At 31.8% G+C, this 16,278-nt stretch carries 18 protein-coding genes; 13 read left to right on the forward strand and 5 right to left on the reverse strand.

Going from position 1 to position 16,278, the window contains the following annotated elements; genetic code table 11:
- The first annotated feature begins 73 nt into the window (after positions 1–73).
- Positions 74–1,246 carry an IS256-like element IS256 family transposase gene (locus ACM595_RS09425; RefSeq protein WP_000195429.1) on the forward strand — a complete coding sequence of 391 codons (1,173 nt, stop codon included), beginning with the start codon at positions 74–76 and terminating at the stop codon, positions 1,244–1,246.
- Here ACM595_RS09425 and ACM595_RS09430 read toward each other — a convergent pair.
- Both ACM595_RS09430 and ACM595_RS09435 read right to left on the reverse strand, forming a co-directional pair.
- A complete protein-coding gene (locus ACM595_RS09430) occupies positions 1,230–2,210 on the reverse strand; it encodes a helix-turn-helix transcriptional regulator (RefSeq protein ID WP_419744275.1) in 981 nt (326 codons plus the stop codon). The genes ACM595_RS09425 and ACM595_RS09430 overlap by 17 nt on opposite strands.
- Before the next feature lie 79 nt (positions 2,211–2,289).
- Positions 2,290–3,225: a helix-turn-helix transcriptional regulator gene (locus tag ACM595_RS09435; protein ID WP_369077967.1), complete on the reverse strand. Its 936-nt coding sequence runs from the start codon at positions 3,223–3,225 to the stop codon at positions 2,290–2,292.
- An 85-nt stretch (positions 3,226–3,310) separates the two neighbouring features.
- Between ACM595_RS09435 and ACM595_RS09440 the strand changes: the two genes are divergently transcribed.
- The 3 genes from ACM595_RS09440 to ACM595_RS09450 all read left to right on the forward strand — a co-directional run bounded on the left by ACM595_RS09440 (position 3,311) and on the right by ACM595_RS09450 (position 5,349).
- Positions 3,311–4,420, forward strand: a complete 1,110-nt coding sequence (locus ACM595_RS09440) for an epoxide hydrolase family protein (protein WP_031838360.1) — start codon at positions 3,311–3,313, stop codon at positions 4,418–4,420.
- A gap of 183 nt (positions 4,421–4,603) precedes the next feature.
- On the forward strand, positions 4,604–5,029 hold the full coding sequence (locus ACM595_RS09445; protein WP_031838359.1) for an SRPBCC family protein: 426 nt from the start codon (positions 4,604–4,606) through the stop codon (positions 5,027–5,029).
- Positions 5,029–5,349: an ArsR/SmtB family transcription factor gene (locus tag ACM595_RS09450; RefSeq protein WP_031838358.1), complete on the forward strand. Its 321-nt coding sequence runs from the start codon at positions 5,029–5,031 to the stop codon at positions 5,347–5,349. Before ACM595_RS09445 ends, ACM595_RS09450 begins: the two co-directional genes overlap by 1 nt.
- A gap of 66 nt (positions 5,350–5,415) precedes the next feature.
- Here the strand turns inward: ACM595_RS09450 and ACM595_RS09455 are convergent, their stop codons facing one another.
- The 3 genes from ACM595_RS09455 to ACM595_RS09465 all read right to left on the reverse strand — a co-directional run bounded on the left by ACM595_RS09455 (position 5,416) and on the right by ACM595_RS09465 (position 7,061).
- Entirely contained in the window at positions 5,416–5,769 is a 354-nt protein-coding gene (locus ACM595_RS09455) for a VOC family protein (RefSeq protein WP_419744276.1), read from the reverse strand.
- A gap of 24 nt (positions 5,770–5,793) precedes the next feature.
- Positions 5,794–6,096 (reverse strand): TfoX/Sxy family protein, encoded by a 303-nt coding sequence (locus ACM595_RS09460; RefSeq protein WP_071664966.1) that lies wholly within the window; start codon positions 6,094–6,096, stop codon positions 5,794–5,796.
- 122 nt (positions 6,097–6,218) lie between these two features.
- Complete coding sequence (locus ACM595_RS09465; protein ID WP_031838355.1) at positions 6,219–7,061, reverse strand: TIR domain-containing protein; 843 nt, start codon at positions 7,059–7,061, stop codon at positions 6,219–6,221.
- Positions 7,062–7,162: 101 nt separating this feature from the next.
- On the opposite strand from ACM595_RS09465, the gene ACM595_RS09470 reads away from it, so the two are divergent.
- The 9 genes from ACM595_RS09470 (at position 7,163) to ACM595_RS09510 (ending at position 16,186) form a co-directional block, all read left to right on the forward strand.
- On the forward strand, positions 7,163–8,722 hold the full coding sequence (locus ACM595_RS09470; protein WP_369077966.1) for a hypothetical protein: 1,560 nt from the start codon (positions 7,163–7,165) through the stop codon (positions 8,720–8,722).
- 154 nt (positions 8,723–8,876) lie between these two features.
- Positions 8,877–9,146 (forward strand): hypothetical protein, encoded by a 270-nt coding sequence (locus ACM595_RS09475; RefSeq protein WP_031838353.1) that lies wholly within the window; start codon positions 8,877–8,879, stop codon positions 9,144–9,146.
- Positions 9,146–10,936, forward strand: a complete 1,791-nt coding sequence (gene cch1 / locus ACM595_RS09480; protein WP_210127390.1) for a cassette chromosome replicative helicase — start codon at positions 9,146–9,148, stop codon at positions 10,934–10,936. The genes ACM595_RS09475 and cch1 overlap by 1 nt, the downstream gene beginning before the upstream one ends.
- A 64-nt stretch (positions 10,937–11,000) precedes the next feature.
- Positions 11,001–11,258: a hypothetical protein gene (locus ACM595_RS09485; protein WP_011302040.1), complete on the forward strand. Its 258-nt coding sequence runs from the start codon at positions 11,001–11,003 to the stop codon at positions 11,256–11,258.
- Positions 11,259–11,435: 177 nt separating this feature from the next.
- Complete coding sequence (gene ccrA, locus ACM595_RS09490; RefSeq protein WP_369080817.1) at positions 11,436–12,785, forward strand: cassette chromosome recombinase CcrA; 1,350 nt, start codon at positions 11,436–11,438, stop codon at positions 12,783–12,785.
- 20 nt (positions 12,786–12,805) lie between these two features.
- Positions 12,806–14,434: a cassette chromosome recombinase CcrB gene (gene ccrB, locus ACM595_RS09495; protein ID WP_369077965.1), complete on the forward strand. Its 1,629-nt coding sequence runs from the start codon at positions 12,806–12,808 to the stop codon at positions 14,432–14,434.
- A 473-nt stretch (positions 14,435–14,907) separates the two neighbouring features.
- Positions 14,908–15,258, forward strand: a complete 351-nt coding sequence (locus ACM595_RS09500; protein ID WP_369080816.1) for an SAUGI family uracil-DNA glycosylase inhibitor — start codon at positions 14,908–14,910, stop codon at positions 15,256–15,258.
- 84 nt (positions 15,259–15,342) lie between these two features.
- Positions 15,343–15,654 carry a DUF960 family protein gene (locus ACM595_RS09505; protein ID WP_069855724.1) on the forward strand — a complete coding sequence of 104 codons (312 nt, stop codon included), beginning with the start codon at positions 15,343–15,345 and terminating at the stop codon, positions 15,652–15,654.
- A 19-nt stretch (positions 15,655–15,673) separates the two neighbouring features.
- The gene (locus ACM595_RS09510) at positions 15,674–16,186 is read left to right on the forward strand and encodes a DUF1643 domain-containing protein (RefSeq protein ID WP_217873978.1); all 513 of its coding nucleotides are present in this window, start codon (positions 15,674–15,676) and stop codon (positions 16,184–16,186) included.
- Positions 16,187–16,278 lie beyond the last annotated feature (92 nt).

Genomic DNA, 16,278 nt, shown 5'->3' on the forward strand with positions numbered 1-16,278 from the left:
AAAAAGGCCATATAACAGTCCTTTTACGGTACAATGTTTTTAACGACAAAAACATACCCAGGAGGACTTTTACATGACCCAAGTACATTTTACACTGAAAAGCGAAGAGATTCAAAGCATTATTGAATATTCTGTAAAGGATGACGTTTCTAAAAATATTTTAACAACGGTATTTAATCAACTAATGGAAAATCAACGAACAGAATATATTCAAGCAAAAGAATATGAACGAACAGAAAACCGACAAAGTCAACGAAATGGCTATTATGAGCGCAGCTTTACGACACGTGTAGGCACGCTAGAATTAAAAGTACCCAGAACACGTGATGGCCATTTTTCACCCACAGTGTTTGAACGTTATCAACGAAACGAAAAAGCCCTCATGGCTTCAATGTTGGAAATGTATGTATCAGGCGTTTCAACTCGTAAAGTATCAAAAATTGTGGAAGAACTTTGTGGTAAATCCGTCTCTAAGTCCTTCGTTTCTAGCTTAACAGAACAGCTAGAACCTATGGTTAACGAGTGGCAGAATCGTTTATTATCAGAAAAAAATTATCCTTACTTAATGACCGATGTACTCTATATAAAAGTACGAGAAGAAAATCGAGTACTCTCAAAAAGCTGTCATATAGCGATTGGAATAACCAAAGATGGCGACCGTGAAATTATCGGCTTCATGATTCAAAGTGGCGAAAGCGAAGAGACCTGGACAACATTTTTTGAATACCTAAAAGAACGCGGTTTACAAGGTACGGAACTCGTTATTTCTGATGCGCACAAAGGATTAGTCTCTGCCATTAGAAAATCCTTCACCAACGTAAGTTGGCAAAGATGCCAAGTTCACTTCCTAAGAAATATCTTTACCACCATTCCTAAAAAAAATTCAAAATCTTTCAGAGAAGCTGTTAAAGGAATTTTTAAGTTCACAGATATTAACTTAGCGCGTGAGGCTAAAAATCGATTGATTCATGATTATATCGATCAACCAAAATATTCAAAAGCTTGCGCATCATTGGATGATGGATTCGAAGACGCCTTTCAATATACCGTACAAGGAAATTCCCACAATCGACTAAAGAGTACCAATCTAATTGAACGACTGAATCAAGAAGTACGCAGAAGAGAAAAGATTATTCGCATCTTCCCCAATCAAACATCAGCCAATCGCTTAATTGGAGCCGTTCTTATGGACCTACATGATGAATGGATTTATTCTTCAAGAAAATACATCAATTTTGATAAGTAGAAATGGTAAAAACATTGTATAGCATTTTACACAGGAGTCTGGACTTGACTTCTTTCAGGCTCAAGGGCTCTAAAACTTGTATTCCTTTACCATATGGCAATAATATTTGTGGTATGTATTTATGCATAATATCTTCTTCAAGTTGAAATTCTGCTCGGTTGAATGTTTTTTCTTTTAAGTAATGCCCGAGAAACCAATGGTGGCAAACTTCCTCTAGTGTATTTACATCTCCACTAATTACTAAATTAGTTGTTACCCCTTCATTTTCCATAATTGGTAGTAAATTTCCCGGAAAATAACTGTCTATTGAAATGTGCTCAAGCTGTTCGAATGTTTCCTCAGTTGCTGTAAGACTTGATATTCGATCCACTCTAAATGTTCGAACATCATCTCTAAGATGGCAAAATCCAATCAAATACCACTTGTTTTTCCAATAAATAATTCTATATGGATTCACCTGTCTGTCATTTGATATACTATCTCCATTTTTTCTATATGAAATAATTACAGAATTTCTATTAACTACACAACATTCTAATGTTTCCAAATGGCTATCTGTAGTATACACTTTGTTGCGCTTAATTACTTCAACACTAGACATATACTTTTCTATTTCAATTGCTTGTTCAAAATTTGAATAATTTTTCAACTTTGTAATAGCACTATTCAAAGATTTTCCACCATAATAACCTGCTTCTTCTGCAAAATTTGCAGCATGGCATAATGCTATTTGCTCCTCAGAATTAAAAAAGAGTGGCGCTTCAATAAAATCATTTAACAATGTATATCCACCATTATGTCCAGTATCTGAAATGATGGGCACGCCACTTTTTGAAAGTGTATCCATATAACGATAAACAGTTCTGATATTCATCTCTACCTTGTCCGAAATTTGCTTCGCAGTAACTTTCTTATCTGAACTAAGCATCCATAAAATTGCTAGTACATTATCTAATTTAGCCATAAGTGTCACCTCACTTATATGAATAAATATTTCTCCTTGGCTATGTTACTATATTCTGTTACCAATACTATCTCTTTACTTAAGGAATTTTCCAGATCATTTCCATTAAATATTTTTTATACATTTCTACTAAATTTTTAGGCTCAATAATTTCAATGTGATTCCCAAATGTTAATAAAACTCTGGCAACAAAATCAATTTGTGTATCTTTAAAATCGCCATAAATATAAGTTTCAGTATCATTATTCTCAATATAAATTTCTAATGTCTGTGTTTTGTGTGCAATATCCTCACCTATTTCATCCACTTTTGCCTTAAATGTATAAGTAGACTCATTATTTTCAATTTGTTCTTTTATTTTTTCTATGTCTTCCTTTGATTGCCTCATACTTTGATCATGATAAGCTTCTATATCATCCATATAATCACAACGATATATTCTTATAACGTATTTATTTATATCGTATCCTTCACAATACCAATGCCCATATTGTGTTACTAATTTGACTGGTTGTACTACCTTTACTTGCTGTTCATATCTAGAATATGAAAAATGAATAATTGTGTCATTATAGATATATTCGTATAGTTGCTTTAAATTAAGCGGTTGGCTAATTAATGATGATTCTTTGTATTGAACTAGTTTATTAAAATTTTTTAACTCTGATTTTCTTTTATCTGATAAAGAAGTTATAAATTTTTGGTATATTCTTTCGTATGAAACATCGAATGGAGTTGTAGTTATTAATTTTAATAATTGAAAGGTAAAAATCATTGAGTAAATTTCAGTCTCTGTAAAATATAACGGTACTATATTAGTTTTCCTTAATATAGTATATCCGCCATTTCTCCCAGATTTTACATAAATAGGAAGACCAAGCCTCTCTAATTCTTGTATATCTCTGAAAGCAGTACGTTTAGAGATATTAAATTCTTTGCATAAGTCTTCTAAATTAAATGTGTGTTTATTACTTAGAAATGTAAGTTTATGATTAATTCTTTCACTTTTTTTCATAATAATCTCCTAAAAGTTGTCATAAACTGTCACGTTTTTATTTTACATTAAAAGTGTAAAAATAAAAAAGAAAAAGGATGATCAAATGAAACAAAATAATACAAAAAAGATTTCCTTGGAATTTCAAGAAGATATGATTGAAGATTTGAAGACAAGATTATCACTTACTAGGTTCCCTGATGAAGACCAATCTATTTTAAATTCTAATAGTGTCACTCAAAGTAAAATGAAATATTGGGTGAATTATTGGTTAAATGAATATGACATGTATCGTGTAGTAAAAAAGTTAAACCAGAATAATCTTTATAGTATAAAAGAAAAAGAACATGAAATTTACTTCACACACGTAGAAAGTCAAAAAGACAATAGTCCGTTACTGGTTCTTATACATGGATGGCCAGACACACCATTGGCTTTTTTTCCATTAATTGAAGAACTCTCCAAGGATTTCGAAATCATTATACCATCGATTCCCGGTTTCGGTATATCCGGACCAGTTACTAATATGAATACCGACGATGTTGCTGAAATATTTGTTAGTATTTTAAAACATTTGAATTACCAAGAATATTTTATACATGGTGAAGATTTTGGAGCTGTAATCGCAAGAAAAATGGCGTTGTTAAATCACGGAAACATCCTAGGTATCCATGTATCGATGTTACAACATGCCAACATATATAATAAAGAGCAAATATCAGACAATAATGAACTAGAAAAATTATCATATCAAGCGAGTTTACGTTATCAATATGAATTATCAGGTTATAGCATATTGCAGTCGACTAAACCTCAAGATTTATCCTATGCTCTGAGTGATTCTCCAGCTGGTTTACTTAGTTGGATTGCTTCACAATTTATAGACTGGAAAGATCCTAATATTAAAATTGACATTGAAAAGTTAATAGATACCACAATGATATACTGGGTATACAATACAATGCCTTCTTCTAGTAGATTTTATAAGCATGATAATACAGATTGGGGGAAAGCACCAGATTATAACCAAACAAATACTTTTGTTATCTCTACACCACACGATATAGGAATACCAATTCAAAGAATTGCTAAAAAATACGACAATATTGCTGATTGGAAGTTAACCAATATAGGTGGCCACTTTGTTGCTCACGAAATACCTAATGAATTAATAAAAAGTCTATTAAATATGAAATCGAGAATATTTAACGACTGATATTCTATATTCAATTATCATAATCTATACATTTTACTAAATTATAATATACCTTATCATTTGTTAGTGCTAAATAAGTATTACTAAAGGTAATAAATTTCTCGAAAATTTGATAAAACACTAAAAAATGTTATGATAAATATAACACCTATAGGTGTTATATTTTTATTTGGAGGTCCTTATATGTCTAATAGTTCTGAGTTAAAAGAAATCAAAAAAATTATAACGTTAAATGCTTCCCAAGATAAAGTTTGGGACGCAGTAGCTACATCTGAAGGTATAGCAGCTTGGTGGATGCCCAATGATTTCGAACCTGTTGTAGGGAAAGATTTTACATTATACGCAGCTGAGTTTGGAGATTCCCCTTGTAAAGTAACTAAAATTGAACCTAAAAATATTGTAAGTTTTGATTGGGGGAAAGATTGGAACCTTACATTTGAATTAAAAGCACTAGATAACGATACAACTGAATTTACACTGATTCATTCTGGTTGGGATGAGAATAAAGAAACAGAGTTTGGTCAGCCACATTCTGTTGTCCAAGGATTTATGGATGATGGTTGGGATGAAATTGTTAACACTCATTTAGTAAATTACGTGACTTCATAATGCAATCAGTAGAACCAAAGCATGATGTATTTCATGCTATTGCTGATAAACACCGTAGGAAAATTTTAATGATTCTTTCTAATGATGAAAAATCAATTACATCAATAACTAATGAATTTACAATTTCAAGAACAGCTATCAATAAGCATTTAACCATACTATATGAATCTAATTTAGTATCAAAAAAGACATTCGGCAGAGAAACTAGATACAAAGCTCAGCCTCAAGAACTGAAAAAAGTGAACGACTGGCTACAGTATTTCGATATGTATTGGGAGAATAAACTGGATAATCTTAAAAATTATGTGGATGACAACTAATTTAAAGACACAAAATAAGCCCTCTCTTATTATTTAGTCTTAGAGAGGGCTTGTTTTTACTTTAATCTACAATGGTTTATAAAATTCTATAATATTATTATCTGGATCTAGAATATGGAAGCATTTGATTCCCCATGCTTCTCTAGTGGTTGGTTCTGTAATGACATTTGTTTTATCAATTAAAGATTCATAAGTATTATTTAAATTTGTTACTTCTATAACAATTACTTGTTGTATATTTTTATTTGAAATTTCCCCACTGTAATTTAGTACTTTCATCATTTCTTCTCTATCAAATAATGATAAATATATCTCACCTAATTTAAAATCTGCATAATTAGAATTTTCGTTACCATATACATTCTCTAAACATAATTTGTGTTTATAAAATTGAAACATAGCTCGATATTGATTAGTCAATAACCTTATATTTGTTAATCTCATCTACTTCCCCTTTTCCAAATCATTTTTAATATTTTCAAATAAATTAGGTAAGTCTGTTCTTTTAGTAAATTCTGGAATTAATATCATTTCTTTAGCATTCGGATAAGGTGATACTAACGAATATTCTTGTAAGTTATCTAGCGCACTTTTAGTAGCCTTTACTAATAGCCGATTATCATATAACCCACCTATAACCACACTATCGTAATAGATAATATACTCCCCCATCATACTTCTAGTGCTTATGTCATTTGAATTCACATTGTTCAAAAACAAATCATTAAAATCTTTGTCTGTAGACATTATTATCTCACCCTCGTTAGTATTTATAATAATATTCCTTGAATTTATATATATAAACATCGTTGTTGCATGCTTTAACTATCTTTTGCATAAATCGGATAGTTGTTTTGTATGCAAGTAAATTACTGCTTAGACTTAATAACCACTGAATTTATTTTATCTACCATTTCATCAATAGTATATTTACTAGTACTCAAAGCATGCTTATCTACCAAATATGGGTTATATTCTTTAACTTCCTCAATGCTAATTTCATGCCAAATTGGTAGTATAATAATATTATCTTCATTAATTTCTCTGTTTAAAAAAGATATAAATTCATATTTACTCCAACCACTTTCAATAAAATTTCGAGATAAAAACACTACTACAAATCTTGAATTTAATATCCCCATATTCATCATTTGTGTTTGACTTTGACCTATTTCAAATACTTTTTCATCTTCAAATACTTTCACCCCTTTATCAGTCAATTTATCACTTAATTCAGACACATATTCTTCTTTGTCTAAATTTGAATGTGACAGAAAAACATCGTATTCAATTAGTTCTTTTTGTTTTGCAGATTGCTTTACCTGTTCTGACAATGCATTAATCTGTTCAGAATTTGAGAGAAGTTGAGTCATTATATTGTGGTTATCATTTCTTGAATTATTTATTGTTTTCTCTAATTTATCTTGTTGTTTAGTGTGTTCTTTATCTAGTTTAGCTCGAGTCTCATTAATTTTTCTTTCAATTTTACTGAATTCTTCATATAATTTTGACAACTCTGTTTGCTTTCCAACAATCTTCTTACGATTTCTTGTTAGTTCATTAATATTACTTTTAGTAGGATTTCTTTTTTTACTTAATCTGTCAATTTTTCGTTCAAGCCTCTTTATATCACCAGTCAATTTACTCATTTTACTTGAAAGTTTTGTAGATTTAGACATCTCATTTTTTAATTTTGTTTCTAATACTGACATAAAACACCCCTTTAACAAGAACGTACGTTCCCTTTATTTATATAACTATCTTAGCTTATATTTAAATAGAAGTAAATGATAATAAAGGAATGACAATATACATGACACTAAAACTAATTTTAAAGTATAACTCTGAATTCATACAGGATATAATCAATCAAATAAACATATCATTAGAAGATATTGAAGGTTCATCAACAATCGAAGTCGAATTCGATAATGAAGGCAATTACACACGTTATCAATTTCAAAATAATAAACTTTATATAAAAAATATTTTACCAAATTTAATTGATTTGTTAGGTATTGATGATGGTGTAGATACTTTTATGCGTGGATTCAACGAAGGATTTTATGAAGTCTTAACAAGGTTCATGGATGCCTCAAACTTAGATGATCAATTTGAAGAATATAAAAATGCAATTTTCACTTATTTGTTCACACCTAAAGGTAAACTAAAGGAACATGTACTATTAAAATTACATAATGATAGATCTATAACTCTTGACGACACTACTTTTAAAAGAGCTACTGTAAATGCTACTTTTGGTTATAAAAATGATATACCTTTTAGATTTTACGATGAAAATAATTCGAATATCACATCACTGGATAATATGCTTAACACTGCTTTTACAATTAAAAATGGTCTCGAACGTAAAAACTATAATTATTCAAATAACTACTCCTCATCATATTCACATGAAGAATGGGAAAACTTAAATATGATTGCTGATATAAGTACACAAATCAATATAGATTTAAATGACAAAAATAATGAGATATTTCAAAGATATTTCACAAAAGAACAACTTATTTCATCTATAATACAGACACTATTAAATAGGTTCCCTGATATCAACACAGATGAAGAAAAACAGATAACTGTAAATCTAAATTCATTAATTGGTAAATTATCAAAAGACAACATTCGTGGAAGGTTCCCTTTTAGTGATGTACTAACAATTTTGTCTGTTTTTTATTTTAGATATTTGTACATAGACAGTAATACACATGCTAAACACAAAAATGCATCTGGCAACAATAGCTATTTTGCTTTACTATTTAACAAGCAAGAATTAAATATATTAAAAAAGCAAAAAGTTAATTATTCAGAACTCCAAGATTTTGAGGAACAAAAATTAAAATTCAACGCTGATTTTCAACAACTACATAACGACATAGATGAATTAACTGAAAATCACTTACACATTGTCTTTACAGATGACAAATTAGGAAATGAAGATGATGAAGGTGATTTTTCATCTTTTCATATCATCGATAATGAACTTATAAATGTATCAAATTTGTTTATACATAAATTATTTTATATGGATCAGCTACCATTTATGGAAACTTTGCTTAGTACTTTATCAGGTGTTTACACACATATTTGCGAGAACATGAATTTCTTTCATACAAATGCGCCTATAGAAGTCCTTAATTTGAGTAATCAAATTATAAAAACGACAAAAAAATGGAGTAATACAATAACACCTCTCCATGCTAAAAATGGCCTAACTAATAGTAAATCAAATAAGTACGACTTAAACTTATTCATTTATGACTTTAAAATTTCTAGTGAAACTCATCTATCTCTAATTAATTCTATGAATGTAATTGATAATCTAAACTTGAGACAAAAATATTTCAAAAAATAATTACTACAACTCAATCTCTTTAGTACCAATCTTTATTCAACCTAACTGTCTAACCAATCATTCTTGGTTAGACAGTTAGGTTTATTTTTGTGTGATGTAATACACGTAATGAATCTTTATGATTCAGAAAAAATTATAAAGGCGGTAATTACTTATGAAGTATAAACCTATTCGAGTAATACAATTGTATGGAGCATCAAAGAAAGCTGCGAAACAAAAATACAGCGGAGAGACGTTCATCTTTAATGACTTAGTAAATCAGGTTGGCACTTTCAACTGTACTACTAATGAAATTAGAGAGGTAGGTCGCATGTTTGGGGCGTGGGAAAGAAAAGGATGCGACGCTCCTATCAAAAGAATTTCTAACAAATCTCCTATCCTGTATCAAAAAATTCGACTTTTTAATACAGGGGGTAAACGCTAATGGCTAACAACATCTTCGAGCAATATCCATACTGGTTAGATTCAACTGCATGGTATGAACTTATTCGAGCAAAAAACAAAAATGACGAAGATAAGATAATTCGTTTATCTAGTCCAATCATCATAGAAAACAAATTTCTCGACCCTACTACAGGGGTTGAGAAATTGACTATCACGGATGGCAAAAATATTGAACGTATTGAAACGTCAGATATTCTAACGACACAAAAGTTACCTAGACTGGTTATGTTTGGGTTCAGCATCAATGAAAAGTACATTAAATCGCTAGGTAATGCACTACAATTAATGCGTCAATCACTGCCCATTTCTACATTGTATACAGGTGTAGGTGTCTTAAGTACTGATGAAGGTACTGTCATTTCATTAGATGAACCATATCTTTCAAAAGACATCGAGCAGTCTCAGGCTGATGAAATCATTTGTGAAACAAAGTATGACTTACAACCTAAAGGTACATTTGAAGGCTGGTGGCAAATGTATCTTGATGAAGTAAAAGGAAACTTGTTACTGGAGCTTGCTGTGATATTTGGTGTTTCTTCATTAGTGACTGCGTTCTTAAAAACAAAGCATGAAGTCGAATATTTTGGCACGATATTTTCATTTATGGGGAACTCTAGTACGGGTAAATCGACTGCAGCGGCATTAGCAGTTTCAATAGCAGGGAATCCATCTAAAGGTGACCAAACATTATTCAGAGGGTGGAACGGCACCCGTAATGCAATTGAAGGATACTTAAGTAACAATTTTGGTGTTCCTATTGCTTTAGACGAATTATCAGCAGCGACCTTTAAAGATACAAATGGTTTACTTTATTCTCTAGCAGAGGGTCAAGGTCGCCTACGTGCTAATCGAGAGGGAAATGTAAAAAAACCTCACCACTTTGGATCTAGTGTGATTAGTACAGCAGAACACACAATATTCAAAGATGCTAGTGCAAATGATGGTTTGAGAGCAAGATGCATAGAAATTTCTGATGTCTTTACAACAAGCGCTGACAATGCAGACGCCATTAAAAAAGGAACATCAAAAAACTATGGACACGTAATGCCGTTAGTAGCTGAATACCTTCTAAATCGTGAATCTGAAGTAATCAAGTGGTTTCATAAAGAACACGATTGGTTCAAAGCACAGCTTAACAATGAAACAAACAATGTAGGTATACGTATGTTCAAGCGCTATGCCACCATTACGACTTCAGCACGAATATTAGAACGTGTAATTGCGACACCTATCGATTTGGATGCAGTTAGAGAATATCTAGTTAGTTATCATGTAGATTCCGTAAGTGAGCGCAGTTTGGGAGCCAAAGCGATTGATAGTGTAGTTCAGTTCGTGGCACGCAATCGTAGTAAGTTTGCGGAAAATGAAAAACTCTCCATAATGACTGAAAATTATGGCCTTATTGAGCTGAAAGACGATCACATTCAAGTCAAGATGCTTAAAGATGTTTTTAAACATATGTTAGAAGAAAACCAATACCAAGATGTAAAAAATGTAATAGATAGTTTAAGAGCAGAAGGATATATCCAGATGGATTCCGATCGGATAGCTATCAAACGTAATGTCAAAGATACTCAAGGCAAAACAAAAACGATCTTGTTCTACCATCTTGTATTGCCTAGTGAGTTTGCACCTGTTCTCGGTTTAAGCTCAAATTCTGAACCATACACACCACCGCAATTTGATAATAATACAACAAATAAGGAATTACTCAACAAATTTGTTAAAGACGGTAGAGAATGGGAAGAAAAGGGCGATTTAGAACTCTAAATATGAATATCGCTACAACGCACATAGCGCGTTGTAGCTCATTAAATCAATCGGAGGCATAAAAATGAAAACAAACGTCAACTTATTAAATTACACAATTGATTCGGTAGAAGTCGATGATCATCAAAAATCTATTATCGTTAATTATATCGACAGATACTACCATATTCAACAATATGTGTTAAATGAAACAGAACAGAAGCTACTAAAATTTTATCACTTGTACCCTGAATTCATGAATGAAAAAGAGATAACTGAACATTTTATCCCAAGTACACGGCTAGAACGAATAACAATGCAACATGTTATCAATTCAATATAATTTGATATTTGGAGGTTGAATCATATGGACGAATTAATCACATTACTCGCTGATTTAGTGATTGAAGAAATTAATCACGCTGATGACTAATAATAACGCCCAACACCTGATTGGTGTTGGGCTTATGTGTAAATTCGTTCATAAATATATATTATCACTGTGGAAGGAGGAAACAGGATGAAACAAGCAATGGGTTACTTACGACAGAGCACTACAAAGCAACAATCCTTAGCAGCACAAAAACAAACCATCAAGGTATTAGCCGAAAAACATAATATTCAACACATTACCTTTTATAGCGATAAACAATCAGGACGTACTGATAAGCGGAATGGTTATCAACAAATTACTGAACTGATTCAACAGGGACAATGTGACGTATTATGTTGCTATCGTCTAAATCGACTTCATCGTAATTTGAAAAATGCATTAAAACTCATGAAATTGTGTCAAAAATACCATGTTCATATCTTAAGTGTTCGTGATGGCTACTTCGACATGAATAAGGCTTTCGATCGGTTGAAGCTCAATATTTTCATCAGTTTGGCTGAACTCGAATCAGATAATATTGGTGAACAAGTCAAAAATGGCCTTCGAGAAAAAGCAAAACAAGGTAAACTGATTACGACTCATGCACCCTTTGGTTATCACTATCATAACGGTACTTTCATGATAAACAACACAGAGGCACCAACCGTAAAAGCAGTATTCAGTTATTATCTTCAAGGCTATGGTTATAAAAAAATTGCACAGTACTTAGAAGCTGACGAGAAATGCATTAATCGTAAACCCTACCAAGTACGCGCTATTATCATGAATCCTAATTATTGTGGTCGCGTTATCAATCAATATGGACAATATGACAACATGTTTCCATCCATTATTTCTATAAGTAACTATGAACAAGCGCAGATTTTACGGTCCAAAAAGCATGTCAAAAGAACACCTTCAGCCAATCAATTGAAACAAAAAATCAAATGTCCATGTTGTGGCTCAACACTCACAAATATGACAATTAGAAAAAAGAACCATACATTACGTTATTACGTCTGTCCTCAAAATTTGAATGAATCTCGTTTTGTCTGTGAATTCAAGGGGATCAACGCACAAGAATTAGAAACAAGTGTCTTAGCTACATGTCAAGATTTCTTTCAAAATCAACATCTGTATTCAAAAATCAACCATACAATCCAAAAACGACTCAAAAAACAAAAAGACATAGAAGCTAAAAGTACAGTCACGCAAGAACAACTGATAGAAAAATTAGCCCAAGGTAAAATTGATGCAGAAACATTCAGAGAACAAACGCAATCATTTCGACAACAGTCAAAACCTATAACATCAATCCATACGCATCAAATTCAAAAGGCTTTACAAAATGTCATTCAACAACGTTTCACATTAAACATGTTGTACCCTTACATTGATGAAATTCATATTACCAAAAATAAAATACTTACGGGTATCTATTTCAAAAATGAACCCTTAAACATCGTCAATCAAACAGCACAATCATCGATTGCTTAATCAGAAAGGATGAAAAAATCATGCAACAACTCAAACAAAAACGTGTCGGTATCTATGTCCGCGTATCAACAGAAATGCAAAGTGCAGAGGGTTATAGTATCGACGGTCAAATCAATCAAATCAAAGAATATTGTAACTTCCATCATTTCGAAGTCAAAGATATATACGCTGATCGTGGTATTTCAGGAAAGTCTATGAACCGCCCTGCACTTCAACGTATGTTACATGATGCGGATAAAGGTCATATTGATTGTGTTATGGTGTATAAAACAAATCGACTCGCACGTAATACATCAGACTTACTCAAAATTGTCGAAGATTTGCATAAACAAAATGTCGAATTTTTCAGTTTGTCTGAACGTATGGAAGTCAACACTTCTTCTGGTAAACTCATGTTACAAATACTTGCAAGTTTTTCCGAATTTGAAAGAAATACCATTTTAGAGAATATTTACACCGGACAACATCAAAGAGCCTTAGAAGGCTATTACCAAGGTAATATTCCTTTAGGATATTCTAATATACCAGATAATAAAAAAGATTTGATGATTAATCAGCATGAAGCTAATATTGTGAAATATATTTTTGAATCTTACGCCAAAGGTCATGGTTATCGTAAAATTGCCAACGCACTCAATCATAAAGGTTATGTCACTAAGAAAGGTAATCCTTTTAGTATTTCAGCTGTTACTTATATTCTCTCAAACCCATTCTATATTGGTAAAATCCAATTCGCGAAATACAAAGATTGGAATGATAAACGTCGTAAAGGCTTGAATGATAAGCCAGTAATCGCTGAAGGTAAGCACGCCCCTATTATTGGCAAAGACTTATGGGATAAAGTCCAAGCACGTAAGAAGCAAGTAAGCAAAAAGCCACAGGTACATGGTAAAGGAACAAATCTGCTAACTGGAATAATTTTTTGTGAGAAATGCGGCGCGGCATATGCAGCTTCAAATACAACCAATACACTCAAAGACGGTACTAAAAAACGCATTCGGTATTATTCATGTAGTAACTTTCGCAATAAAGGTTCAAAAGTGTGTTCTGCCAATAGTGTTAGAGCTGATGTCATAGAAAAATATGTTATGGATCAAATACTCGAAGTTGTCAAAAGCGATAAAGTTCTCAAGCAAGTTGTCGAACGCGTCAATCAAGAGAATCATGTAGATGTAGCAGCACTTAACCATGATATTGCTTATAAACAACAACAATTTGATGAAATTAACACTAAACTTAAAAATCTCGTTCAAACCATCGAAGACAATCCAGACTTAACATCTGCAATCAAACCAACCATTCATCAATATGAAACACAACTCAATGACATTACAAATCAAATTAATCAGCTCAAGCACCAACAAAACCAAGAAAAACCATCTTACGATACGAAGCAAATATCCATTATCTTACGTCATATATTTCAAAACATAGAATCCATGGATAAATCGCAACTCAAGGCATTATACCTTACGGTCATTGATCGTATCGATATTCGTAAAGACGGTAATCATAAAAAACAGTTCTACGTTACACTCAAACTCAATAATGAAATTATTAAACAACTTTTCAATAACACTCCACTCGACGAAGTGCTCCTCAGCACTTCGTCTTTATTTTTGCCTCAAACACTCTTTCTTCAAATCTAATATCTATGTACTGTCCTTTCGTCATTCAATAACACCTATCTAACAAATATATTCAACACGCTAACCAGTCATATCTCAATGTGAAGCTTATATTGATATGACGAAAGAACATCCCAAAATAAAATATGAGTGGGATAGTAACGGGATTGGCTAACTTCATATGGGAGAAGGATTACGCAAGCGTAATCCCAAAATCCCGTTATTATTTATAAATAAATAATATAAAAAGAAAAAGTAAGTCGTACTGACATCTACAAATCCAAATCATATATAAATATATAGCTATATTTCCCGAGAAATGAGCGGGATAATGGGATTTCCTTGTCATCTCAACAATTGTGATGATTTTCGATTGGGATATTTTCTGTATTTCAGTGGGATTTCTAAGCGAAACAAACATTATTTCAAACTTATATTATCAAAATGATGTATCACATGCATACATCCATCAAACACATTAGGAGGTCATAATGATGACACTAGAACAACAACTCAAGCACTATATAATCAACTTATTTAATCTACCAAAGGACGAAAAATGGGAATGTGAATCTATCGAGGAAGTGGCAGATAATATCCTTCCTGACCAATATGTAAGACTTGGCCCACTTACCAATAAAATCCTTCATACGTATACTTACTACTCTGATACACTTCACGAAAGACATATATACCCCTTTATCCTCTACTATCAGAAACAACTTATTGCGATTGGTTATATTGATGAAACAAACGATATGGACTTCTTATATCTTCATAACACAGTTATGCCACTACTAGATCAAAGACACTTACTTGAAAAGGAGAATCATAATAATGAATAAATGGATACACATAGCTCAGATAAGCGTCACAGTCATTACAGAAGTTATTACAATAATGAAAGATATCGAAAAGGAGAAATGAGCATGGAACGTTATATTACACGTGGTATTGCCAATTACTTGCCAGCAATGTTACAGCAACAATTATGGAAACTTGTAGCGCAACGCGAAAACGAACAATTCAAGGAACTAGAAGAGATTGATTACTTTCATATTTTCCAGTTCAATATGCATAATAGTCAATTATACATCAAACATAAGCAAGAACGTCCAGAGTACGTAAAAATTCATAAGGCAAATTATTCAAAAGCTATCAATATTAATAAGGTCTACATTATCCGAGAAGATGATGTAGACCTTTCTTATTACGTCATGTTGTTACCAGAAGAATATTAAACAAAGGAGTTAGGTAAAAATGAAATCAATCAAAAGTGTATTAGAAACAGAAGCGATATTTAGTGAGGATAAAATGCATCGTTATCTTCTCAAGAAAACTTGGGATATTGATAAAGAAGTACTCACAATTATAACGATGTACCCTCATTATGATGGCATTATTAATGTTGACCTTACAACACAACTAATTATCAATAAAGTAGCTGAAAAAGATGAATATGGTGGTGTTAATTTTATAAACCTTTTTTCAAATATAGATACACCCATTAATTTAAAACATATAGAAAACAGCCATGACAAGCATACGGATATTCATATTATGAAAGCAGTCAAAGAAGCCGATAGTGTTTTATTGGCTTGGGGTTCCTACGGAAAGAAACCCCTTGTAGAAAAACGAGTGAATGATGTATTAGACATGTTAAAACCTCACAGTAAGAAAATCAACATATTAACAAATCCTCAAACAAATGAAATCATGCATCCATTAAATCCTTATGCACGAAAAGATTGGACAATAAAACCACTAGGTTGAATACGAATACCCATATAGATAATTTTTTTAGTAATAGAATTATCTTAATTATTTTCATTATATTGGAAGTAATCGATCCTAATAAAAAATAA

The sequence above is a fragment of the Staphylococcus sp. LKG3-1 genome (assembly GCF_048568385.1).
Classification (GTDB): domain Bacteria; phylum Bacillota; class Bacilli; order Staphylococcales; family Staphylococcaceae; genus Staphylococcus; species Staphylococcus saprophyticus.